At 48.1% G+C, this 20,411-nt stretch carries 33 protein-coding genes and 1 rRNA gene; 32 read left to right on the top strand and 2 right to left on the bottom strand.

The genetic code is table 11. From position 1 onward, the window contains the following. Window positions 1–18: 18 nt before the first annotated feature. From rpsQ to AC0YNS_RS30355, 28 genes are all read left to right on the top strand, one after another. Window positions 19–282 carry a 30S ribosomal protein S17 gene (rpsQ, locus tag AC0YNS_RS30490; RefSeq protein ID WP_090986321.1) on the top strand — a complete coding sequence of 88 codons (264 nt, stop codon included), beginning with the start codon at window positions 19–21 and terminating at the stop codon, window positions 280–282. A gap of 44 nt (window positions 283–326) precedes the next feature. After that, window positions 327–695 carry a 50S ribosomal protein L14 gene (gene rplN, locus AC0YNS_RS30485; RefSeq protein ID WP_090583243.1) on the top strand — a complete coding sequence of 123 codons (369 nt, stop codon included), beginning with the start codon at window positions 327–329 and terminating at the stop codon, window positions 693–695. Between the two features lie 45 nt (window positions 696–740). Continuing rightward, window positions 741–1,094 carry a 50S ribosomal protein L24 gene (gene rplX / locus AC0YNS_RS30480; protein WP_090986318.1) on the top strand — a complete coding sequence of 118 codons (354 nt, stop codon included), beginning with the start codon at window positions 741–743 and terminating at the stop codon, window positions 1,092–1,094. 31 nt (window positions 1,095–1,125) lie between these two features. Beyond that, window positions 1,126–1,668: a 50S ribosomal protein L5 gene (rplE, locus tag AC0YNS_RS30475; protein ID WP_090986316.1), complete on the top strand. Its 543-nt coding sequence runs from the start codon at window positions 1,126–1,128 to the stop codon at window positions 1,666–1,668. 22 nt (window positions 1,669–1,690) lie between these two features. Further along, window positions 1,691–1,876 carry a type Z 30S ribosomal protein S14 gene (locus AC0YNS_RS30470; protein ID WP_090583249.1) on the top strand — a complete coding sequence of 62 codons (186 nt, stop codon included), beginning with the start codon at window positions 1,691–1,693 and terminating at the stop codon, window positions 1,874–1,876. 30 nt (window positions 1,877–1,906) lie between these two features. Continuing rightward, window positions 1,907–2,305: a 30S ribosomal protein S8 gene (gene rpsH, locus AC0YNS_RS30465; protein WP_090986314.1), complete on the top strand. Its 399-nt coding sequence runs from the start codon at window positions 1,907–1,909 to the stop codon at window positions 2,303–2,305. A gap of 30 nt (window positions 2,306–2,335) precedes the next feature. After that, entirely contained in the window at window positions 2,336–2,878 is a 543-nt protein-coding gene (rplF, locus tag AC0YNS_RS30460; protein WP_090986312.1) for a 50S ribosomal protein L6, read from the top strand. A 63-nt stretch (window positions 2,879–2,941) separates the two neighbouring features. Further along, window positions 2,942–3,310: a 50S ribosomal protein L18 gene (gene rplR, locus AC0YNS_RS30455; protein ID WP_475784660.1), complete on the top strand. Its 369-nt coding sequence runs from the start codon at window positions 2,942–2,944 to the stop codon at window positions 3,308–3,310. Window positions 3,311–3,341: 31 nt separating this feature from the next. Beyond that, a complete protein-coding gene (gene rpsE / locus AC0YNS_RS30450) occupies window positions 3,342–3,839 on the top strand; it encodes a 30S ribosomal protein S5 (protein ID WP_475784659.1) in 498 nt (165 codons plus the stop codon). A 13-nt stretch (window positions 3,840–3,852) separates the two neighbouring features. Beyond that, window positions 3,853–4,038 (top strand): 50S ribosomal protein L30, encoded by a 186-nt coding sequence (gene rpmD, locus AC0YNS_RS30445; RefSeq protein WP_090986308.1) that lies wholly within the window; start codon window positions 3,853–3,855, stop codon window positions 4,036–4,038. Between the two features lie 120 nt (window positions 4,039–4,158). Further along, complete coding sequence (rplO, locus tag AC0YNS_RS30440) at window positions 4,159–4,599, top strand: 50S ribosomal protein L15 (protein WP_090986306.1); 441 nt, start codon at window positions 4,159–4,161, stop codon at window positions 4,597–4,599. Then, complete coding sequence (gene secY, locus AC0YNS_RS30435; RefSeq protein ID WP_475784658.1) at window positions 4,600–5,898, top strand: preprotein translocase subunit SecY; 1,299 nt, start codon at window positions 4,600–4,602, stop codon at window positions 5,896–5,898. An 87-nt stretch (window positions 5,899–5,985) separates the two neighbouring features. Next, on the top strand, window positions 5,986–6,639 hold the full coding sequence (locus tag AC0YNS_RS30430) for an adenylate kinase (protein ID WP_090986302.1): 654 nt from the start codon (window positions 5,986–5,988) through the stop codon (window positions 6,637–6,639). Further along, on the top strand, window positions 6,636–7,397 hold the full coding sequence (map, locus tag AC0YNS_RS30425) for a type I methionyl aminopeptidase (protein WP_475784657.1): 762 nt from the start codon (window positions 6,636–6,638) through the stop codon (window positions 7,395–7,397). The genes AC0YNS_RS30430 and map overlap by 4 nt, the downstream gene beginning before the upstream one ends. A 14-nt stretch (window positions 7,398–7,411) precedes the next feature. After that, window positions 7,412–7,684, top strand: a complete 273-nt coding sequence (locus tag AC0YNS_RS30420; protein ID WP_090986392.1) for a KOW domain-containing RNA-binding protein — start codon at window positions 7,412–7,414, stop codon at window positions 7,682–7,684. A 2-nt stretch (window positions 7,685–7,686) separates the two neighbouring features. Continuing rightward, the gene (gene infA / locus AC0YNS_RS30415; protein ID WP_015847200.1) at window positions 7,687–7,902 is read left to right on the top strand and encodes a translation initiation factor IF-1; all 216 of its coding nucleotides are present in this window, start codon (window positions 7,687–7,689) and stop codon (window positions 7,900–7,902) included. A gap of 43 nt (window positions 7,903–7,945) precedes the next feature. After that, window positions 7,946–8,059 carry a 50S ribosomal protein L36 gene (gene rpmJ / locus AC0YNS_RS30410; RefSeq protein ID WP_003333770.1) on the top strand — a complete coding sequence of 38 codons (114 nt, stop codon included), beginning with the start codon at window positions 7,946–7,948 and terminating at the stop codon, window positions 8,057–8,059. Window positions 8,060–8,075: 16 nt separating this feature from the next. After that, window positions 8,076–8,444 (top strand): 30S ribosomal protein S13, encoded by a 369-nt coding sequence (gene rpsM, locus AC0YNS_RS30405; RefSeq protein WP_475784656.1) that lies wholly within the window; start codon window positions 8,076–8,078, stop codon window positions 8,442–8,444. Window positions 8,445–8,462: 18 nt separating this feature from the next. Next, entirely contained in the window at window positions 8,463–8,858 is a 396-nt protein-coding gene (gene rpsK / locus AC0YNS_RS30400; protein WP_090986296.1) for a 30S ribosomal protein S11, read from the top strand. A gap of 125 nt (window positions 8,859–8,983) precedes the next feature. Then, entirely contained in the window at window positions 8,984–9,928 is a 945-nt protein-coding gene (locus AC0YNS_RS30395) for a DNA-directed RNA polymerase subunit alpha (RefSeq protein ID WP_090986294.1), read from the top strand. Window positions 9,929–9,979: 51 nt separating this feature from the next. Then, complete coding sequence (gene rplQ / locus AC0YNS_RS30390) at window positions 9,980–10,348, top strand: 50S ribosomal protein L17 (RefSeq protein ID WP_090583277.1); 369 nt, start codon at window positions 9,980–9,982, stop codon at window positions 10,346–10,348. 120 nt (window positions 10,349–10,468) lie between these two features. Continuing rightward, entirely contained in the window at window positions 10,469–11,209 is a 741-nt protein-coding gene (gene truA, locus AC0YNS_RS30385) for a tRNA pseudouridine(38-40) synthase TruA (protein WP_475784655.1), read from the top strand. Window positions 11,210–11,478: 269 nt separating this feature from the next. Continuing rightward, entirely contained in the window at window positions 11,479–11,916 is a 438-nt protein-coding gene (gene rplM / locus AC0YNS_RS30380) for a 50S ribosomal protein L13 (protein WP_090986290.1), read from the top strand. 19 nt (window positions 11,917–11,935) lie between these two features. After that, window positions 11,936–12,328, top strand: coding sequence for a 30S ribosomal protein S9 (rpsI, locus tag AC0YNS_RS30375; RefSeq protein WP_308636566.1), 393 nt, complete (start codon window positions 11,936–11,938; stop codon window positions 12,326–12,328). A gap of 151 nt (window positions 12,329–12,479) precedes the next feature. Beyond that, window positions 12,480–13,172: a phosphoadenylyl-sulfate reductase gene (locus AC0YNS_RS30370; RefSeq protein ID WP_475784654.1), complete on the top strand. Its 693-nt coding sequence runs from the start codon at window positions 12,480–12,482 to the stop codon at window positions 13,170–13,172. Between the two features lie 17 nt (window positions 13,173–13,189). Further along, window positions 13,190–14,356, top strand: coding sequence for a sulfate adenylyltransferase (gene sat / locus AC0YNS_RS30365; RefSeq protein WP_475784653.1), 1,167 nt, complete (start codon window positions 13,190–13,192; stop codon window positions 14,354–14,356). Between the two features lie 108 nt (window positions 14,357–14,464). Beyond that, the gene (gene cwlD, locus AC0YNS_RS30360) at window positions 14,465–15,250 is read left to right on the top strand and encodes an N-acetylmuramoyl-L-alanine amidase CwlD (protein ID WP_475784652.1); all 786 of its coding nucleotides are present in this window, start codon (window positions 14,465–14,467) and stop codon (window positions 15,248–15,250) included. A gap of 101 nt (window positions 15,251–15,351) precedes the next feature. Continuing rightward, window positions 15,352–16,443, top strand: a complete 1,092-nt coding sequence (locus tag AC0YNS_RS30355) for a P-loop NTPase (protein ID WP_475784651.1) — start codon at window positions 15,352–15,354, stop codon at window positions 16,441–16,443. Between the two features lie 85 nt (window positions 16,444–16,528). Here AC0YNS_RS30355 and gerD read toward each other — a convergent pair whose 3' ends face one another. Next, complete coding sequence (gerD, locus tag AC0YNS_RS30350; RefSeq protein ID WP_475784650.1) at window positions 16,529–17,251, bottom strand: spore germination lipoprotein GerD; 723 nt, start codon at window positions 17,249–17,251, stop codon at window positions 16,529–16,531. Between the two features lie 207 nt (window positions 17,252–17,458). On the opposite strand from gerD, the gene AC0YNS_RS30345 reads away from it, so the two are divergent. Beyond that, window positions 17,459–18,094, top strand: a complete 636-nt coding sequence (locus AC0YNS_RS30345) for a KinB-signaling pathway activation protein (RefSeq protein WP_475784649.1) — start codon at window positions 17,459–17,461, stop codon at window positions 18,092–18,094. A 7-nt stretch (window positions 18,095–18,101) separates the two neighbouring features. Here AC0YNS_RS30345 and pdaB read toward each other — a convergent pair whose 3' ends face one another. After that, complete coding sequence (gene pdaB, locus AC0YNS_RS30340; protein WP_090986276.1) at window positions 18,102–18,905, bottom strand: polysaccharide deacetylase family sporulation protein PdaB; 804 nt, start codon at window positions 18,903–18,905, stop codon at window positions 18,102–18,104. Window positions 18,906–19,013: 108 nt separating this feature from the next. Here pdaB and AC0YNS_RS30335 point away from each other — a divergent pair, with 108 nt between their 5' ends. The 3 genes from AC0YNS_RS30335 to AC0YNS_RS30325 form a co-directional block, all read left to right on the top strand. After that, entirely contained in the window at window positions 19,014–19,625 is a 612-nt protein-coding gene (locus AC0YNS_RS30335; RefSeq protein WP_475784648.1) for a stage II sporulation protein M, read from the top strand. A gap of 219 nt (window positions 19,626–19,844) precedes the next feature. Further along, window positions 19,845–20,066: a hypothetical protein gene (locus AC0YNS_RS30330; RefSeq protein WP_475784647.1), complete on the top strand. Its 222-nt coding sequence runs from the start codon at window positions 19,845–19,847 to the stop codon at window positions 20,064–20,066. Window positions 20,067–20,329: 263 nt separating this feature from the next. Further along, window positions 20,330–20,411, top strand: a 16S ribosomal RNA gene (locus tag AC0YNS_RS30325); the annotation flags it as partial.

The raw sequence follows: 20,411 nt of genomic DNA, 5'->3' as shown, positions 1-20,411 counted from the left end.
TATGGAAGGAGGATGAACATGAGCGAACGTAATGCCCGCAAAGTTCAAGTAGGTAAAGTCGTGAGTGATAAAATGGACAAAACAATCGTTGTTGCCATTGAAACTTACAAAAAACACGACCTGTACCACAAACGTATTAAATACACGAGAAAATTCAAGGCGCACGACGAGAACAACCAAGCTAAGATCGGTGATATCGTTAAAGTCATGGAAACTCGCCCGCTATCGAAAGACAAACGGTTCCGTTTAGTCGAAATCGTTGAAGCTGCTGTTATTTTGTAAGAAATGCTTCTTAGTAAGCATTTTCCCGAAAGGAGGACGTTGAAATGATTCAACCATTTACACGTTTAGCTGTCGCTGACAACTCCGGCGCTAAAGAACTGATGTGCATTCGTGTGCTCGGTGGTACTGGACGTCGTGTTGGCCATATCGGCGATTTGATCGTCTGCTCCGTCAAACAAGCAACACCCGGTGGCGTTGTCAAAAAGGGTGATGTAGTTAAAGCGGTTATCGTACGTACGAAACGTGCGGTTCGCCGTAAAGACGGTTCATACATCGCATTTGATGAGAATGCAGCGGTTATCGTAAAAGAAGACAAAAGCCCGCGCGGCACACGTATTTTTGGACCAGTTGCTCGTGAACTTCGCGACCGCGACTTCATGAAAATCGTATCGCTTGCTCCGGAAGTTATCTAAAAAGTACTTTGCGCATTCCGCGCAAGCACGCAGGAGGTGTAACTCATGCCACGGTTGAAGAAAGTGTTAGAATCCCATAACAATAAATTGCACGTGAAGAAAGATGACACGGTAATGGTCATTACGGGCAAAGACAAAGGCAAAAAAGGCCGCGTTATTGCTGCGTATCCGCGTCAAAACCGCGTACTCATTGAAGGCGTCAATATGGTGAAGAAACATGCTCGTCCTTCGCAAGCTAATCCGCAAGGCGGCATTATCGAGCAAGAAGCGGCGATTCACGTTTCCAACGTTATGCACATCGATCCTAAGAGCGGTAAAGTAACTCGGATCGGATATAAAGTGCTTGATAACGGCAAAAAAGTCCGGATCGCTAAAAAATCCGGCGAGGTAATTGATTAATTGACCGATACGGAAAGGAGGTCCACGTTACATGGCAGCAAGAATGAAAGATCGTTTCCTGAATGAAATCACTCCTGCTCTTATGCAGAAGTTCAACTATACAACAGTAATGCAAGTGCCTAAGATCGAGAAAGTTGTAATCAACATGGGTGTTGGTGAGGCTGTTTCCAACTCTAAAGTTCTCGATGTTGCTGTTGAAGACATGCGTTTGATCTCTGGTCAAAAGCCTGTAGTAACTCGCTCCAAGAAATCGATCGCTGGTTTCAAACTTCGCGAGAACATGCCGATCGGGGTTAAAGTAACACTACGCGGTGAGCGTATGTACTATTTCCTTGATAAACTGTTCAATGTCACACTTCCACGCGTACGCGATTTCCGCGGCGTATCAAACAAAGCGTTTGATGGCCGTGGTAACTACACTCTGGGTTTGAAAGAGCAATTGATCTTCCCTGAGATCGAGTATGATAAAGTTGACAAAGTACGCGGTATGGACGTCGTCATCGTCACGACGGCAAAATCGGACGAAGAAGCTCGTGAACTGCTGACCCAAATGGGCATGCCGTTTACGAAGTAATCCACAGGAGGTGTAATACCAAGTGGCAAAAACTTCGATGAAGGTTAAGCAGCAACGTGCTCCTAAATTCAAAGTGCAGGCTTACACACGCTGCGAACGTTGCGGCCGTCCGCATTCCGTTTTGCAAAAGTTTAAAATTTGCCGGATTTGTTTCCGTGAATTAGCATACAAAGGCCAGATTCCTGGCGTTAAAAAAGCAAGCTGGTAATCAGCCTAGTTCGGGAAGGAGGTTTACACAATGGTTATGTCTGATCCGATCGCAGATATGCTTACACGCATTCGCAACGCAAACGTTGTGCGTCATGAGACCGTAGAAATGCCTGCTTCGAAAGTAAAGAAGCAAATCGCTGAAATTTTGAAACGCGAGGGCTTTATCCGCGATGCCGAGTATATTGAAGATAACAAACAAGGGATGATCCGTATTTTCCTTAAATACGGCCCGAACCAAGAGCGTGTAATTACGGGGCTGAAACGTATCAGCAAACCGGGTCTACGCGTTTACACGAAAAGCACTGAAGTGCCTCGCGTATTGGGCGGCCTGGGAATGGCAATCATTTCCACGTCCCAAGGAATTATGACTGATAAAGAAGCACGCCAAGTTAAATCCGGCGGCGAAGTCGTCTGCTACGTTTGGTAATTAACTGTCACAACGATTGGAGGTGTAACAATGTCTCGTATTGGCCGTAAACCGATCCAAGTTCCAGGTGGCGTAAACATCGACTTGGACAACAGCTTGATCACTGTTAAAGGACCTAAAGGTACACTGAGCCGCGAAATCCACAAGGATATGAAAGTGGTTGTAGCAGACAGCGTAATTACTGTAGAGCGTCCTTCTGACAATAAATTGCATCGTTCCCTACACGGTACAACTCGCAGCGTCATCGCTAACATGGTTAGTGGTGTAACTGAAGGTTTTGCAAAAAACCTTGAGCTAGTAGGCGTTGGTTACCGTGCAAACAAAACTGGCGAGAAAATCGTACTTAACGTAGGTTACTCGCATCCAGTTGAAATCACTCCTGAGAGCGGAATCGAGTTCGATGTTCCATCGAACACGAAAATCACTGTTAGAGGCATCGATAAGGAACTCGTTGGTGCAACTGCTGCGAAAATTCGCTCCGTACGTGAGCCTGAACCGTATAAAGGTAAAGGTATCAAGTATGAAGGCGAGCGTATCCTTCGTAAAGAAGGTAAAGCTGGTAAGAAGAAATAAGCAGGCGCTTAGCGTTGCTTAATCGGATAGCTTCATAAGCACAAGGAAAGGAGTGTACAACGAATGATTACAAAAGGCGATAAAAACAAAGCACGTCTCAAACGTCACCTGCGTGTGCGTAAGAAAATCAACGGAACTACGCAGCGTCCGCGTCTCTCTGTATTCCGTTCCTCCAAACACATCTATGCACAATTGATTGATGATGTTCTAGGCGTAACGGTCGCTTCAGCGTCCACGCTTGATAAAGAAATCGCAGAACAATTCAGCAATGGTGGTAACATCGAGGCTGCTCGTAAAATCGGCGAAGTTATCGCTTCTCGCGCTAAAGCGAAAGGCGTAGAGCAAGTGGTTTTCGACCGCGGCGGTTACTTGTACCATGGAAGAATTCAAGCACTGGCTGATGCAGCTCGCGAAGCAGGACTTGAGTTTTAATCGATAATACTTATGAAGGAGGTAAGTCGACTTGCGTATCGATCCAAATACGTTAGAACTAACTGAAAAAGTAGTTCAAATCAACCGTGTAGCGAAAGTAGTAAAAGGCGGACGCCGTTTCAGCTTTAGCGCACTGGTAGTTGTAGGTGACGGTAAAGGATATGTTGGCGCAGGGATCGGTAAAGCTGGCGAGGTACCGGATGCAATCCGCAAAGGTATCGAAGATGCTAAGAAAAACCTGATCCATGTACCACTTGTGAAAACAACAATCCCACATCTAGTTCTCGGACACTTCGGCGCTGGCCGCGTATTGCTTAAACCAGCATCTGAAGGTACTGGAGTAATTGCAGGCGGACCGGTTCGTGCCGTTCTTGAGCTTGCAGGTGTTGGCGACATTCTAACCAAATCGCTTGGTTCTTCAAACTCCATGAATATGGTTAACGCGACACTAGAAGGACTTTCCCGTCTGAAACGTGCCGAGGACGTTGCTAAACTTCGTGGCAAAACCGTGAAAGAGCTTTTGGGCTAAGGAGGAGAATACGATGGCAAAATTGCAAATCACCCTCGTTCGCAGCCTGATCGGTCGTAACGAGAAGCAGCGTGCGACTGTTGCTACGCTTGGTCTTCGCAAGATTCGTCAATCGGTTGTCCACAGCGACAGCCCGGCTATCCGTGGCATGATTACTCATGTCAGCCACTTGGTTAAAGTGGAAGAAGTACAAGCTTAAATCGTCTTTAATGGCGTAAACGATATACCGCATCAAAAGTATGCTTTCAAAGACGAGTTTTGCTGATGAAGCAAACTCGTACAGAAAGCAGCGTAAAACATTAAGGAGGTGCAACGTACGATGAAATTGCATGAACTTTCACCAGCACCGGGTTCTCGTAAAGAGGGCTTCCGTAAAGGCCGTGGTATCGGTAGCGGCAACGGTAAGACAGCCGGTCGTGGTCACAAAGGTCAAAATGCTCGTTCCGGTGGTGGCGTTCGCCCAGGGTTCGAGGGCGGACAAAACCCATTGTACCGTCGCTTGCCTAAACGCGGCTTCAACAACCCGTTCCGTAAAGAGTATGCGATTGTGAACATCGATGAGTTGAACAGCTTTGCAGCTGGCACAGAGGTAACACCTGAGCTTCTGCTTGAGCAAGGTATCGTTAAAAACCCACAGAGCGGAATCAAGATCTTGGGTAATGGCGAAATCACTGTTCAGCTTACGGTAAAAGCAAGCAAGTTCTCTCAATCTGCGGTAGAGAAAATCCAGGCTGCCGGCGGTAAAACCGAGGTGATCTAATTGTTCAAGACCGTGTCCAACATTTGGAAAGTGGAAGACCTTCGCAAGCGGATCCTGTTCACGTTGTTCATCTTGTTGGTTTACCGGATCGGTTCCTTTATACCGGTTCCTGGTGTCAATAAAGATGTATTTACACAAACTGATCAGGCCGGTTCTGAATTGTTTGGTTTGCTTAATACGTTTTCCGGTGGGGCACTGTTCCAGTTCTCGATCTTCGCGATCGGGATCATGCCTTACATTACCTCATCGATCATCGTACAGCTTCTGTCGATGGACGTTATCCCTAAATTCGCTGAATGGGCGAAGGAGGGCGAGAACGGTAAACGTAAACTTGCTCAGATTACTCGTTACGGTACGATTGTTCTTGGTTTAGTCCAAGGTTTTGGTACTGCAATTGGTTTTAACCGGCAATATCAGTACGATATGATTCCTGGTGCAACGGTTACGGATTATATTATGATTGCGATAATTCTAACGGCGGGAACAGCCTTCCTCATGTGGCTCGGTGAGCAGATTACAGAGAGAGGCATCGGCAACGGGATCTCGGTCTTGATTTTTGCCGGTATCGTAGCAGCAATTCCTTCTCACATTCGTTCGATCTACACAGCGGAGTTTGTTGATGCAAGCAACATCTTCCTTAGCATTATCAAGATAGTAGTGATTGTAATTGCGATTATCGCAATTATCGTCGGCGTTATCTTTGTACAACAAGGTATTCGTAAGATTCCGGTACAATACGCTAAGCGCGTTGTTGGACGGAAAATGTACGGTGGGCAATCTACCCACATTCCGCTGAAAGTTAACGGTGCAGGTGTTATCCCGGTTATCTTTGCAGTATCGCTTCTGATGTTCCCGGTTACGATCGCGAACTTCTGGTCGACGCATGCATGGGCATCATGGGTTCAAACTCATATGTACTACGACAAGCCGCTAGGCATGGTGTTGTACGTAATTCTGATTATCGCTTTCACGTTCTTCTACACGTTTGTGCAAATCAATCCGGTGCAGATGGCCGATCAAATGAAGAAAAATGGTGGTTACATCCCGGGCATTCGTCCTGGTAAGCCGACATCTTCCTACATTACGCGCGTCATGTCGCGGATCACACTCAGCGGAGCGATCTTCCTATCGCTCATCTCGATCTTGCCGGTACTCTTCGGCACGCTCGCTGATTTGCCTCGTGATGTGAAGCTAGGCGGAACCTCGCTGCTAATCGTAATCGGTGTTGCACTGGATACGATGAAGCAAATCGAGACGCAATTGATCAAGCGCCACTACAAAGGGTTTATCAATAAATAACAATAGGTTCGCAAGCGGGCTTCCGCGCATCTAGTTGTGTGGCGGGACCCGGCCGAGCCTATTATGTTTAAAGCGAGGAACACGCTAATGAACATCTTATTCATGGGCCCTCCGGGCGCCGGCAAAGGCACACAGGCGGAACGTATCGTGGACACTTTCAGTGTCCCGCACATTTCCACTGGCGATGCTTTCCGTTTAGCAATGAAGCAAGGCACACCTCTTGGTCTGAAGGCTAAAGAATTCGTGGATCAAGGACTTCTTGTCCCGGATGAAATTACGAACGGCATCGTTCGTGAACGTCTCCAACTTGAGGATTGTAATGGCGGCTTCCTGCTGGATGGATTTCCTCGCACACTGCAACAAGCTGAGGCGCTGGACGGGATGTTGGCTGAAATGGGACGCAGTATCGATCATGTTGTTAACTTGAAGGTTGACCGCGGTCTACTGCTTGCGCGTCTGACCGGTCGTCGCATTTGTAAAGCATGCGGCTCCACTTACCATGTTATGTTCAACCCGCCGAAGCAAGAAGGCGTTTGTGATAAATGCGGCGGCGAGCTGTACCAGCGGTCAGACGATACGGAAGCAAAAGTAGGCACGCGTCTCGACGAATATATCTCCAAAACAGCTCCATTACTTGAGTACTACACAAGTAAAGCCGTTTTGTGCGAAGTAGACGGCGAGAAAGAAATCGACGAAGTTACAGCTGACATCGTTAGCTGCCTGCGGGGAACAGCAGAATGAGCATTTGCAAATCCGAATCGGAATTGCAAGTAATGAGAATAGCTGGCCGAATTGTATCGGAGACGCATCGCTTGCTCAAACAAGCTATTCGTCCCGGCATTACGACCAAAGAATTGGACGATATTGCTGAGTCGTACATTCGCAGTCAGGACGCAATACCTTCTTTTAAAGGGTACAATCAATTTCCTGCCAGTATCTGCGCTTCTGTAAACAATGAGCTGGTACACGGTATTCCAGGATCACGTAAGTTGCATGATGGCGACATCATCAGCATAGATATTGGCGCACAGTATAAAGGCTACCATGGCGATTCCGCTTGGACCTACGGTGTAGGCAGTATTAGTGAAGAGTCCCAGCGACTGCTCGACATTACAGAACAATCGCTTTATGCAGGACTCGCGCTCGTGAAACCGGATGTTCGTTTGTTCACCATCTCGCATGCGATTCAACAAGTGATTGAAGCTGCTGGTTTTTCTGTTGTTCGAGATTTTGTGGGGCATGGCATTGGTGCAGATTTGCACGAAGAACCGCAAATTCCGAATTTCGGATTACCCGATCGCGGACCTCGTCTAAAACCAGGAATGGTGCTGGCGATAGAACCGATGGTCAACATCGGTGAGCGATATGTGCGTACGCTGGAGGATAATTGGACAGTCGTTACACAGGATAACAGCCGATGCGCTCACTTCGAGCACACGGTTGCCGTCACAGAGGATGGCTGCGAAATCTTAACCCTATCCAGGGAGCAGGCAGGTTGAGTGCATTGGAACATATGCCGGAGATCGGCCGTATAGTTAAGGTCCTTAAAGGAAAAGACGGAGGCTCATACGCCGTCATCATTCAGGTTCTGGATGAACGTTTCGTCCTTGTAGCTGACGGAGACAAGCGGCGCTTCGATCAATCGAAGAAGAAGAACGTACTGCATCTTCTGATGCAACCGGTCGTCAGTCATGAAGTGGCTGACAGCATGCGGGAAACCGGCCGTGTTACTAACGCTAAACTGCGTTATGCTATTCAGAAGGCTGTGCAAGGGAAAGGAGAATGACTATGGCCAAAGAAGACGTCATTGAAGTCGAAGGTACGGTCATCGAACCACTACCTAACGCCATGTTCAAGGTTGAACTTGAGAATGGACACCAGATTCTCGCCCACGTATCGGGCAAACTGAGAATGCATTTTATCCGCATTCTGACAGGAGATAAAGTAGTCATTCAATTGTCGCCTTATGATTTATCTAGAGGACGCATTACCTATCGGAAGTAGGCCTTAAAGGCCTGCCGACGAAAGAATTCGGGAGGTAATCACAATGAAGGTTAGACCATCGGTCAAGCCGATTTGCGAGAAATGTAAAGTCATTCGCCGCAAAGGCAATGTTATGGTGATTTGTGAAAATCCGAAACACAAACAAAAACAAGGATAAGGAGGGATAACGATACATGGCACGTATTTCTGGTGTAGACTTACCGCGTGATAAACGCGTTGTCATCGCTCTGACATACATCTTCGGTATTGGCAGAACGACTGCCAATAAAATTCTTAGCACAACCGGTATTAGCGAAAATACACGCGTTCGTGATCTGACAGAAGATGAAGTCAGCCAACTTCGCGAAACAATCGATAAAACGGTTAAAGTAGAAGGCGACCTTCGTCGTGAAATTTCGCTTAACATCAAACGTCTGATCGAGATCGGCTGCTATCGCGGTGTTCGTCACCGTCGTGGTCTTCCGGTTCGTGGTCAACGGACGAAAACAAATGCTCGTACGCGTAAAGGTCCTCGCCGGACTGTAGCGAACAAGAAGAAATAAGAAGGAGGGATAACCGAAATGGCTAAACCAAAAAAAGTGGTTCGTACGAAACGTCGTGACCGTAAAAATATTGATACTGGCGTAGCGCATATCCGCTCGACATTCAATAATACGATCGTTACGATTACTGATCCGCACGGAAACGCGATTTCTTGGGCAAGCTCGGGTAACCTCGGCTTTAAAGGTTCCCGTAAGAGCACGCCGTTCGCAGCTCAAATGGCTGCTGAATCTGCAGCAAAAGCGGCAATGGAACACGGCATGAAAACTGTCGAAGTAATGGTTAAAGGTCCTGGCGCAGGCCGTGAAGCAGCGATTCGTTCGCTACAAGCAGCAGGTCTGGAAGTAAACCTTATTAAAGACGTTACTCCAGTTCCGCACAACGGATGCCGCCCGCCAAAACGTCGTCGCGTATAGTCAATATTTGTGGTATCAAATGACTACAACTTGTGAATAATGGTTGTGAAGGTTTGCCATACTACATGATTTGACTACTTATGCGATAATGGTAACGGAGCGACGTTTTGAGGGAGGGTACTATTGTGATTGAGATCGAAAAGCCGAAAATCGAAACCGTAGAACTAAACGAGGATGGCACGTACGGAAGGTTCGTTGTTGAACCGCTTGAACGTGGCTACGGAGCAACGCTCGGGAATTCGCTTCGCCGAATCCTGTTGTCGTCGCTGCCTGGTGCAGCGGTAACCTCTGTTCAAATCGATGGTGTACTTCACGAGTTCTCTACGGTTCCAGGTGTGATGGAGGACGTTACCGAAATCATCCTGAATCTCAAAGGCCTCTCGCTGAAAATCCATTCCGACGAAGAGAAGGTATTGGAGATTGATGCGGAAGGCGATGGCAACGTTACGGCTGGCGATATTCGCGCAGACAGCGATGTCGAGATTTTAAGCCCTGATCTTCATATCGCGACGCTGGCCTCCGGTGCACGGCTCCACATGCGGGTATTTGCTAATCGCGGACGCGGTTATGTGCAAGCAGATCGGAATAAACGGGAAGACCAACCAATTGGCGTCATTCCTGTTGATTCCATCTACACACCGATTACTCGTGTAAACTACTCGGTTGAGAACACTCGCGTTGGTCAAGTGACTAACTACGATAAGCTCACACTTGAAGTTTGGACCGACGGAAGCATTCGTCCGGAAGAGGCTGTAAGCCTCGGCGCCAAAATTTTGACTGAGCATCTGGATCTGTTCGTTGGTTTGACTGACGAAGCGAAAGACGCTGAGATCATGGTTGAAAAAGAAGAAGACAAGAAAGAGAAAGTACTTGAGATGACGATCGAAGAGCTCGATCTCTCGGTACGTTCTTATAACTGTCTGAAACGTGCAGGTATCAACACCGTCCAAGAGCTGATCACGAAAACAGAAGAAGACATGATGAAAGTCCGTAACCTCGGACGCAAGTCTTTGGAAGAAGTTCAAGAAAAGCTCGAAGAACTGGGTCTTGGCCTCCGCATGGAAGAATAAAAAGCAGCGTAGACTAAAGGTCGATAGACTGTTTTAAGGAGGGGAAAATCGATGGCATATTCAAAATTGAGCCGTGACGCTAGCTCCCGGAAAGCATTGTTCCGTGACCTCGTTACAGACTTGTTCTTGTATGAGCGCATTCAAACGACTGAGGCGAAAGCAAAAGAGCTTCGTCCAATCGCTGAGAAGCTAATCACACTTGCAAAACGTGGAGATCTGCACGCTCGTCGTCAAGTTGCAGCTTTCGTTCGCCGTGAGTCTTTGGTAGCTGGTGAACAAGATGCAATTCAAAAATTGTTCTCCGAACTGGCTACCCGTTACTCGGAACGTCCGGGCGGATATACGCGTATTTTGAAACTAGGACCACGTCGCGGTGACGCGGCACCTATGGTTTACTTGGAACTGGTGGATCGCGCGTAGCAAGAAGAAACGGCTGGCGTCATATATTTGCGCCCGCGAAAGTTTCTTTCGGAAAGGGTGGACCTTGCGGCCACCTTTTTTTGTTGCCCTTGATACCGTTCATAAGGGGGACTATATGGGATGAAGAACATACGGATGGTTGTCAGCTATGTAGGCACGCATTATCATGGCTTTCAAACGCAGCCCATCGGAAATACGGTGCAGGACGTGCTTGTGCAAGCGATTCATGTGTTGACTGGTGAGAAAGTGAATATCGTGGCATCCGGTAGAACGGATGCAGGTGTGCATGCGAGGGGACAGGTGTTTAATTTCATCACCTCCTCGCCAATTCCGATCGGACGCTGGGCGCTCGCCTTGAACTCTCGATTGCCGGTTGACATCGCCATCTTAAAGGCCGATGAAGTACCGCTTGATTTTCATTCAAGCTACAGCGCGAAACGGAAAACGTATCGCTACTCCATCGACACCAATAAGTTTGCAGATGTATTCGAACGGGATTACCGGTTCCATTATCCCATGCCTCTTCGCTTGCCCGAGATGAGGGAAGCGTTGTCCAAATTGGTTGGAAAGCATGATTTCACTTCCTTTGCATCGAAGCGTTCTACGAAGCGTACACATGTGCGAACGATCCTAGAGGCGAGAATCGAACAAGGTGAAGGGAAATTGGATCTATTTGTGACTGGTGATGGCTTTCTCTATAATATGGTGAGAATCATTGTGGGCACCTTACTATGGGTAGGGGAAGGGAAGCTGACCGTATCTGATTTTGAGCGTATCCTTGTTGCGAAGGACCGGACTGCAGCCGGACCGACAGCGATGGCTCACGGTCTGATGCTTTGGGAAGTTTCCTACGACGATTGACGAGTATTACCAGTACTCTGAGGGCATAATGCCTAAACAAATAGCTTGCACTTGTTAATCCTATGTTGTAGAATATAACTTGTGCTTTCTTAGTGGCTCTCCCACAGCCCCGACTGAGATCGCCAACCAACAATAGCATTTTTGAATGGAATCGAGCCGGTTACAGATGATGGCTTAGAGTAGACCTTTGGTCGATCCACCATTCATCTCTAACGTACCGTAACATTATAAATTAGAACCAATGTTTGAATGAACAAGGAGGAACATCCATGCGCATTACCTATATGGCAAAGTCCAGCGAAGTTGATCGCAAATGGTTTGTCATTGACGCAGAAGGCAAAACGCTTGGTCGCTTAGCGAGCGAAGCTGCTAGCCTGATCCGCGGCAAGCACAAACCGACTTTTACTCCACACGTTGATACTGGTGACTTTGTAGTTGTCATCAACGCGGAGAAAATTCACCTTACTGGTAAAAAACTTCAAAACAAAATGTACTACCGTCACTCCATGTACCAAGGCGGACTTAAAGTAACTCCGGCTCAGGACATGATCAAGAACAAACCAGAGCTAGTATTGGAGCAAGCTATCTACGGCATGCTTCCAAAAAATCGTCTTGGCGATAAAATGAAGATGAAGCTCAAAGTTTATGCCGGACCAGAACATCCACATCAAGCACAAAATCCAGAAGTTTACGAACTTCGCGGGTAAATAGAGGGAGGACAGTTTCATGGCACAAGTTCAATACTATGGAACCGGTCGTCGTAAACACTCTGTAGCACGTGTACGTCTCGTGCCGGGTGAAGGACGAATCATTATTAACAAACGTGACTTGAATGATTACTTCGGTCTGGAAACACTGAAGCTGATCGTTAAACAACCGCTTGCTCTTACTGAGACTGCAGGCAAATACGATATCTTGGTTATCGCACACGGCGGCGGTATCTCCGGTCAAGCCGGCGCTATCCGTCACGGTATCTCCCGTGCTCTGCTTAAAGCAGATCCGGAATTCCGTCCAGCTTTGAAGCGTGCAGGATTCTTGACTCGTGACCCACGTATGAAAGAGCGTAAAAAATACGGTCTTAAAGCAGCACGTCGCGCGCCACAATTCTCCAAACGTTAATATCGACTTACGGAAATGCCTTCTCTGCTTGCAGAGAAGGCATTTTTTTCATATTCCGGATATCATTTAAAAATATTGAACAAATGGAACAATCGACGTATAATTTAATGTAGATTAGTTTACTAGGAATTTGAATATGGAGGTCATCACCATGAACTTGTTTGAAAAGGAAGCACTGATCAAGCAAAAAGCGGATGAATTGGAAACAGCATCACCGCAGGAGATTATTAAATTCGCGGTAGAAACTTTCCCGAACATTACCTTTGCCTGCAGCTTTGGCGCGGAAGATGTCGTACTTGTCGATATGCTGCAAAAAATCAGCCCGAAAACGGATATTTTCTATCTGGATACGGACTTCCACTTTAAAGAAACCTACGAAACACGCGACAAAATGGCGGATATCTACAACCTTAACTTTGTTGAAGTGAAGCCTATGATCACTCCCGAAGAGCAAGCTGCTCAATTTGGTGAAGAGCTTTGGAAGAGCGCTGCGAACCAATGCTGTGATATCCGTAAAGTACAGCCTTTGACGCAAATTCTATCCAAATATGAAGCGTGGATTACAGGTATTCGCCGTGACCAAGCTCCTACACGTGCGAACGCGAAGAAGATTGAATACGATACAAAGTTCGGATTAGTGAAATTCAATCCAATTGCGAACTGGACTTCTGAAGATGTTTGGGATTATATCCGCACGAACAATGTGTACTACAATCCGCTTCACGACAATCACTATCCGAGTATCGGATGTGAGCACTGCACGCGTCAGGTAATGCCTGGTGAGGATCCACGTGCAGGCCGTTGGTCGGGTCAGGAAAAAACAGAATGCGGATTGCATAAATAAGAGGGGGCTTTCAGAGCATGAGCAGCATTAAGCCACATGGCGGCGTACTCATCAACCGAGTCGCAAGCGGAGCTGAGCGCGATGCGCTGCTGGCAGAAGCGGCAGCATTACCGGTCATCATTGTTAACACATGGGCAGTATCGGATTTGGATCTGATCGGAGTCGGTGCATTCTCGCCGCTTACCGGTTTCTTGAATGAAGCTGACTATCGCTCGGTAGTTGAACGTATGCGCCTTGCAGACGGCACGGTATGGAGCATTCCAATTACACTGGCAGTAGAAGAGGCGAAAGCTTCTGAGCTCTCTACAGGCCAGCGTGCAGCACTTGTAGGCGAAGACGGTATTGTTTATGGCGTTATTGATATCGAAAGCATCTACAGCGTTGATCAGAAGCATGAGGCATTAAATGTGTATAAGACAGATGACATCGAGCACCCTGGTGTTGCCAAAACCTACAGCCGTCCTAATACGTATGTTGGCGGACCGATTACGGTTCTTAACCGTCCGGTGCCTGAGAAGTTCAATGAGTTCTATTTTGATCCTTCTGAGACTAGACGGATCTTCGCGGAGAAAGGATGGCGTACAATTGTCGGCTTCCAAACGCGTAACCCGGTTCACCGTGCACATGAGTACATTCAGAAGTGTGCAATGGAAATCGTAGATGCGTTGTTCCTGAACCCCCTTGTAGGCGAAACCAAATCGGATGATGTACCTGCAAATGTTCGGATGAAGAGCTACATCGCATTGCTTGAGAACTACTATCCGGCTGATCGGACATTCCTTGGCGTATTCCCTGCAGCTATGCGTTATGCGGGTCCTCGTGAAGCGATCTTCCATGCTATGGTTCGCAAAAACTACGGCTGCACACACTTCATCGTTGGCCGTGACCACGCTGGTGTAGGCGACTACTACGGTACGTATGAAGCTCAGGATCTGCTACGTTCCTTTACAGCAGATGAACTTGGCATCATTCCACTTTATTTCGAACACAGCTTCTTCTGCACGAAATGCGGCAATATGGCATCGAGCAAAACTTGCCCGCATGACAAAGAGAGTCATCTGACGTTATCGGGAACGAAAGTTCGCGCATTGCTGCGTGATGGCGTTTGCCCGCCGCCGGAATTCTCGCGTCCGGAAGTCGCCAAAATTCTTATTGAAGGCATGTCTGAACAGCCGGTTAATTAATAGGCAGCTGTTCAAAGCATAACAAGCCACCTCGTCCCATAGGATGATAAAGAGTACAGGACAGACTCCTGTGCACGATCATCGGATGGAGATTGGGGTGGCTTTTGTATGCGCGGAGTTCGGAAACGTTTCGTCATCTGGATCACGTATCGCGGTGCTGTTCGCATTTCCCTTGGCGTGGTGGCGGTCATACTAACTGTGATTCTGCTCACGCAGGAGGTGCCTGCCACACGCACCTGGACGTATTGGACACTGCCTTTATCCGGTAAGGTGATCGCCATAGATGCAGGTCACGGCGGCGTTGATGGCGGAGCGGTCAGCAAGCAAGGGATGGTGGAGAAGGATTTGAATTTGGCCATCGCTTTGCAACTGAGGGATTATTTGCAGCAAGCCGGCGCGATCGTGGTTATGACACGAGAAGGGGATTACGATCTGGCTGAGGAAGGCACGTCGAAGATAAGCAAGCGTAAGACACAGGACTTAGTGAACCGCGCCAAATTTGTAAAAGATAAGAACGCTGCTATGTTGCTCAGCATTCATATGAACAGTATCCCGTCCCCGCGTTGGTCAGGTGCACAGACGTTCTTTTATCCGAATCTGCCGGAGAATGCGGTTCTTGCCTCTCTGATCCAAGATGAAATTCGGCGCAATCTGGCGAATACCGAGCGAGTGGCTGCTACTGTAAACACGGTTTATCTGCTTAAGGCTATGGATGAAGTACCGAGCGCCTTAGTAGAAGTCGGTTTCTTATCCAACCCGGGAGAGGCAGCACGGCTTGCAGATGCCGAGTACCAGAAGAAGGTTGCGGCTTCCATCTATCAAGGTGTTCTTCGCTTTACTGCCGGTGAGAAATGGGGAGCAGCTTCAAGCACGGAACCGAATGATCCCCAATAAGCGCGGCTTGGAACAGGGTCTTGGTCTTGTTATAATGGAGCGAGTACATACTTACACGTTGTTATATGCATTCATTCAAGAACAAGAGGAGACGGATAAACATGTTGACCCGCATAGAAGCTTTAGCGGCCGCTGAGTCTGCGGCGGCCCCATATATGGCGGAAGGTGCGATTACCTTCCGCGATGTGATGGTTAAGGAGGACCGTCACGTATCCATGACGGTCCTTGGGGCAAGCGCGAGCGCTGAACGCGCGCTCGAGGCTGCGCTGCGAGCAGCGCTTGCCGCCGCCGGGGCCGAAACCGCGCACTTCCGGTTTCGCACCGGCGAAGGCGCTCCTGCGGCAGCGAAGCCCGCGCCCGCGGCAGCGCAGCCGCAGGCTGCAGCCTCCGCCCCCGTACGTGGCCACGGGGCCGGGCTGGAGGCACATCCGCTGCTGAGCAGCAGCAGCGGAGTGCAGTTCATCGCCGTCGCCAGCGGCAAGGGCGGCGTCGGCAAATCCACGGTGACCGTCAATCTCGCGGTCGCCTTAGCCCGCAAGGGCAAACGCGTCGGGATCATCGACGCGGACATTTACGGCTTTAGCGTGCCCGATATGATGGGCATCGAGGATCGTCCGCAGATCGTGAATGAGCGCGTTATCCCGATCGAGAAATTCGGCGTACGCGTCATGTCGATGGGCTTCTTCGTAGAAGACAATGCGCCAATCGTATGGCGTGGGCCGATGCTGGGTAAGATGCTCCGCAATTTCTTCGCGGAGATCGAGTGGGGCGAGCTGGATTACTTGCTGCTTGATCTGCCGCCGGGAACAGGCGACGTTGCGCTTGATGTGCATCAGTTGATTCCGCAAAGTAAAGAAATCATCGTCACGACGCCGCACGCGACAGCTGCGTTTGTTGCTGCACGCGCAGGGGCGATGGCCATTAAGACCGAACATGAAATTATCGGTATCGTCGAGAACATGTCCTACTTTATAAGCAAGGATGGAGAGCATGAATATGTATTCGGACGCGGAGGCGGCGCAAGGCTGGCTGAATCGCTGAATGCCGAACTGCTCGCCCAAATCCCGCTTGGCGCGCCGGACAACCATCCGTCCGAGCCGGATTTCGCACCATCGGTATACAAAGCCGATACGGACAATGGCCGCATTTACCTAGACATCGCCGACCGCGTCATTGCGAAATGCGAAGCGTAATCTAATCGTTCACTTACAAAAAGCCGGTATTCCACACCCAATCGTGTGAGAATACCGGCTTTTTAGTCATCCAATCATCCAGTCATCAACCGCCTTGATCACTCATACCGCTGTCACCTTCGCCGCCGCCTTCACCTTCACCGCCGCCTTCTCCTTCGCCGCCACCTTCGCCCTCACCGCCGCCTTTATCGCTGCCTTCTTTTTCTTTCGTAACCTTCTCGTCCGGCTTAGGCTTAAGCTCCTCTTGAACAGCCTTCTTGAGCAGATCCAGAATTTCAAGACGGAACAGAGGATTTTGCATCGATTCCTGCATGAGCGACATGGTTTGTTTCCGGTATTGGGTGCTTTGCAGCACTTCAAGAATCATTTTATCCATTTCCGGACTCTTCATCACTTGAATGAGATCCTTCTGGTACGTAGGGTCCTTCAGCAAATCCTTATGAATTTGCTTATTTTGCTTATTTACGGCTTTCGCGAATTCTCCTGCAAAACGAGGATCGGTCATCAACTTCTCAATTACCTTGCTGTACTCCGGCGCGACCAACGTTTCCTTAACTGCCAGTCGAACCTGCTCTTGATCCTGCACGGACAATGAACGGAGGCTGGAGCCGTTGTTGCCGCTTGTGGCGGAAGCCGATTCCTGGAGCGCTTTTTGCGCGTCTTCGGTTTTGAGTATGTCAATTACCATAGACTTCATGTCTTTATAGCTGATGGGCTCACTCGATGCGCTGGATTGCTGCGTACCGCAGCTTGACAGGCTGAAAGTCAGGACAATGAGGGCACCAAGCCATGTAATTCGTTTAACCATGCTGTCAGTGTCTCCCTTCTGAAAAAGCAACTGTTGGTGTGTTTAGTATGCGACAATGTTCATCGTATTATCATGGAAGCGGCATGGCTTTTTGTATGGGACATGGTAAAATGAAGGATAGTTTCGGCATATTCGGAAACGCTGGCGATTAACGCCTGAAACATACCGAATTCATCAATCTCAACAAACCTGTAGGAGTGGAAAATAGTGAACTTGCGCAAATTGTTTTTCTTATTTTGGAGTACGATGGCCGTTGGCGGTGTTGTGACCATTGTTGTCGGAAGTATCATGCAATGGACCGATGCTTCATTTGGCTTCATGGGCCTTTCGGCTGCAGGCTTTAATGCAGCCATGATGGCACTTGTCGGTCTGCTTTTCGGCGCATTCAGTCAAATGGGCTTCTTTGCTTACATGACCTTGAATTACATCGCACTTAGCGTCATCCGCAGAAATTACATGTGGAACGCACTTCAGGCGTACACGACGTTGTTTGCACTTGGCGGCATCGGCTACTTGCTTTACCAGGATCGCGTGAAGCTCTATAACAATTGGATTTTCTGGGTGCTGCCGATTGGACTTGGACTGGCATCATGGGCAGTAGCGTATTACAAAGCCAAACTAACGAACAATAATGCATTCATACCGACGATGTTCCTACAAGTTGTAGTTACACTGCTCGAAGCATGGCCAAGCCTTAGAGGCGAAGAAAGCAATGTAACGGCAATGATATTTATGATCATCCCAATGTTCGTATGTAATGCCTACCAAATCTTGTGGCTGCACAAACTGGTGCGCAAACAACAAACAACCGATTCCGCATCAAATGCGAAACCGGCTGTATAAGCTGCTATTATTGTTCGGCTGAAGCATCAAGCTGCTCGAACATCGCTGTTTTATCTTGTACCGTTTTGCCTTGAAGCTCCGTTTGGGCGATTAATTCCGATACCGTCACAAATTCATAACCCTTGGAGCGCAGCTGTTCGATAATGGCAGGCAGTGCTTCATGGGTTTGCTTCACGGAATCGCTGGCATGCATCAGAATGATATCCCCGGGATGTGCTTTACTGACCACACGATTGATGATTTTGTCCGTGCCGATATTCATCCAGTCGAGCGAATCGGTATCCCATTGAATGACTTTGTAGTTCATTTGCTCGGCAATACGAAGGACGCGTTTGTCAAAATCCCCATTAGGCATACGGATCAGGCTTGGTGTCTTACCGGTAACTTGGGTCAAAATCGTTTGAGCGGTCTCGATCTGGCTGCGAATTTCTTCATCACTGAACGTGCTGTAGTTGTCATGCTTGTGACCATGACTGCCGATTTCATAACCGCCGTCGACGATCTTCTTGACGATATCGGGGTGGGTTTGACTCCAAGGCGATGAGAGGAAGAAAGTGACGTTCTTCACACCTTTCTCCTTCAATACTTCAAGGATCGGCTCCGTACGTTTATCTCCCCAGCTGATGTCAAACGTCAGGGCAATAACCTTCTTATCTGTCGGAACGCTGTAGATGGCCGCAGGCTGATTGGGAGCAAACACAGTAATGTTGTCTTTCTCCGCGTAAATAACGCCTGCAGCAAACAAAATACCTACGGTGACTAGAAAGTAACGCTTTAGTTTCCGTCCATTCATCACATAAAACATATTCATTACAATTGCACTCCTCTCCAATAAGGGCTTGTTCTAGTACAATCTATGCTCGTACCAACAACTTATTCGTGTTATCCCAAAAACAGCCCAAAGAGGTGACGCCTACTTATGTTTTCGCCAAGAGAAATCCTTCGACATTTGCAGACGATGCGGCATTACATCGCGTTCAGCACGATTTTTCTGCTAGCCGGCATCGTGGTAGGTGCAACTAACCCGGCTTTAGACTCCTTTATCAACAGTCAGCTTAGCGGACTGAAGGGTGTTGCGGAAAATATTGATTCGAGCTCTCATCCGACTTTATTCTTAATGCTGTTTATTTTCTTCAATAATGCGATTAAAGCCATACTGGTCATGTATGTAGGTTCGCTGTTCGGGATCGTACCCATTGCGTTCTTAGCGATTAATGGCATGCTGCTCGGTTACTTGGTTCACAAGACAGCGGAGCAGGGGAATGAAGCCGTATTTACAATGGTGTTTAAAGGGCTGCTGCCACACGGTATCATCGAGATCGCGGCAATCATAATTGCTTGTGCATATGGTTTGCGGTTTGGCAGAATGATGCTGCAGGGGCTTGGAACAGTCTTTACGAAGCGTAAAGGCTGGGGGCAAGAGCTTGAGCTGTTCGTGATGCGGACGCTGCCGGTGATGGTTTTAATTGTGTTTATGTTGATTGTTGCGGCAGTTATTGAGAGCACGGTAACAGTTTGGTTGCTTAGTTAGTAATAAATTTCCAATTATTTGAGCATAACAATAAAGCGGCGTTTATCGTGACATGCGATAGGCGCCGCTTTTTCTAAATTTCAGAGCGCGAAAATTCGTTTCGATTTGCTGAAATTTGGATAATATGAAGTAATTGTGCCGTTTTCAGGCGGTATTAGCAGTTTCTTCATGTTGGCCGATATTTTCCGGCTGATTATTTGAAGGGGGCCACTAACGGATATGCTCGGAATTCTGTTCAACGACAAAGAATGTAAAGAACTCGACTACGTCCTACGCAAAGAACTCGACGAAATGCTGCTCGATTTGAACGATTCCCGGTTAGACGGCGATATTAAAAACGCGATTGCCAAACGCTATAAGGTCATTTTCCGCATGTATGCTCGTATTGCCTCCCCGAAAGAGCTGTCCCGATATGCCCTGAATATGCGTACATACCGCTGATATCAACGGTTTTTCAAGGTGTTATGAACATGTGGATAAAAAAATCAAAAAAACCCTTGCATTGTTTATAAAGCGTGTGATATATTAATCAAGTCGCCGCTGAGACACGGGCGAATGAACAACGGAATTTGTTCTTTGAAAACTGAACAATGAGCGACCAGTCAAATGGTCATAAATGGCGAAACTAACGTTTCGCAAAGCTAGTTTTTTGAATGAGCTAACAAGCGATTTCTTAAAATGGCCAAGCCTTCGGGCTTACCACTTTTATGGAGAGTTTGATCCTGGCTCAGGACGAACGCTGGCGGCGTGCCTAATACATGCAAGTCGAGCGGAGTTATTCCTTCG

The organism is Paenibacillus sp. J22FR21 (genome assembly GCF_056269135.1).
This window is presented reverse-complemented; position numbering and strand designations above follow the sequence as displayed.

What these genes read in the sequence shown, in the direction of transcription:
- rplO (WP_090986306.1), top strand. Translation starts at nt 4,159, where the DNA reads ATGAAATTGCATGAACTTTCACCAGCACCGGGTTCTCGTAAAGAGGGC.
- map (WP_475784657.1), top strand. Translation starts at nt 6,636, where the DNA reads ATGAGCATTTGCAAATCCGAATCGGAATTGCAAGTAATGAGAATAGCT.
- AC0YNS_RS30430 (WP_090986302.1), top strand. Translation starts at nt 5,986, where the DNA reads ATGAACATCTTATTCATGGGCCCTCCGGGCGCCGGCAAAGGCACACAG.
- truA (WP_475784655.1), top strand. Translation starts at nt 10,469, where the DNA reads ATGAAGAACATACGGATGGTTGTCAGCTATGTAGGCACGCATTATCAT.
- sat (WP_475784653.1), top strand. Translation starts at nt 13,190, where the DNA reads ATGAGCAGCATTAAGCCACATGGCGGCGTACTCATCAACCGAGTCGCA.
- rpsK (WP_090986296.1), top strand. Translation starts at nt 8,463, where the DNA reads ATGGCTAAACCAAAAAAAGTGGTTCGTACGAAACGTCGTGACCGTAAA.
- infA (WP_015847200.1), top strand. Translation starts at nt 7,687, where the DNA reads ATGGCCAAAGAAGACGTCATTGAAGTCGAAGGTACGGTCATCGAACCA.
- rplQ (WP_090583277.1), top strand. Translation starts at nt 9,980, where the DNA reads ATGGCATATTCAAAATTGAGCCGTGACGCTAGCTCCCGGAAAGCATTG.
- AC0YNS_RS30335 (WP_475784648.1), top strand. Translation starts at nt 19,014, where the DNA reads ATGTTTTCGCCAAGAGAAATCCTTCGACATTTGCAGACGATGCGGCAT.
- rpsI (WP_308636566.1), top strand. Translation starts at nt 11,936, where the DNA reads ATGGCACAAGTTCAATACTATGGAACCGGTCGTCGTAAACACTCTGTA.
- rplN (WP_090583243.1), top strand. Translation starts at nt 327, where the DNA reads ATGATTCAACCATTTACACGTTTAGCTGTCGCTGACAACTCCGGCGCT.
- AC0YNS_RS30420 (WP_090986392.1), top strand. Translation starts at nt 7,412, where the DNA reads ATGCCGGAGATCGGCCGTATAGTTAAGGTCCTTAAAGGAAAAGACGGA.
- rplX (WP_090986318.1), top strand. Translation starts at nt 741, where the DNA reads ATGCCACGGTTGAAGAAAGTGTTAGAATCCCATAACAATAAATTGCAC.
- rplM (WP_090986290.1), top strand. Translation starts at nt 11,479, where the DNA reads ATGCGCATTACCTATATGGCAAAGTCCAGCGAAGTTGATCGCAAATGG.
- rpmD (WP_090986308.1), top strand. Translation starts at nt 3,853, where the DNA reads ATGGCAAAATTGCAAATCACCCTCGTTCGCAGCCTGATCGGTCGTAAC.
- rpmJ (WP_003333770.1), top strand. Translation starts at nt 7,946, where the DNA reads ATGAAGGTTAGACCATCGGTCAAGCCGATTTGCGAGAAATGTAAAGTC.
- rpsQ (WP_090986321.1), top strand. Translation starts at nt 19, where the DNA reads ATGAGCGAACGTAATGCCCGCAAAGTTCAAGTAGGTAAAGTCGTGAGT.
- rpsH (WP_090986314.1), top strand. Translation starts at nt 1,907, where the DNA reads ATGGTTATGTCTGATCCGATCGCAGATATGCTTACACGCATTCGCAAC.
- gerD (WP_475784650.1), bottom strand. Translation starts at nt 17,251, where the DNA reads ATGGTTAAACGAATTACATGGCTTGGTGCCCTCATTGTCCTGACTTTC.
- AC0YNS_RS30355 (WP_475784651.1), top strand. Translation starts at nt 15,352, where the DNA reads ATGTTGACCCGCATAGAAGCTTTAGCGGCCGCTGAGTCTGCGGCGGCC.
- rplR (WP_475784660.1), top strand. Translation starts at nt 2,942, where the DNA reads ATGATTACAAAAGGCGATAAAAACAAAGCACGTCTCAAACGTCACCTG.
- AC0YNS_RS30330 (WP_475784647.1), top strand. Translation starts at nt 19,845, where the DNA reads ATGCTCGGAATTCTGTTCAACGACAAAGAATGTAAAGAACTCGACTAC.
- cwlD (WP_475784652.1), top strand. Translation starts at nt 14,465, where the DNA reads ATGCGCGGAGTTCGGAAACGTTTCGTCATCTGGATCACGTATCGCGGT.
- rplE (WP_090986316.1), top strand. Translation starts at nt 1,126, where the DNA reads ATGGCAGCAAGAATGAAAGATCGTTTCCTGAATGAAATCACTCCTGCT.
- AC0YNS_RS30370 (WP_475784654.1), top strand. Translation starts at nt 12,480, where the DNA reads ATGAACTTGTTTGAAAAGGAAGCACTGATCAAGCAAAAAGCGGATGAA.
- rpsM (WP_475784656.1), top strand. Translation starts at nt 8,076, where the DNA reads ATGGCACGTATTTCTGGTGTAGACTTACCGCGTGATAAACGCGTTGTC.
- rplF (WP_090986312.1), top strand. Translation starts at nt 2,336, where the DNA reads ATGTCTCGTATTGGCCGTAAACCGATCCAAGTTCCAGGTGGCGTAAAC.
- pdaB (WP_090986276.1), bottom strand. Translation starts at nt 18,905, where the DNA reads ATGAATATGTTTTATGTGATGAATGGACGGAAACTAAAGCGTTACTTT.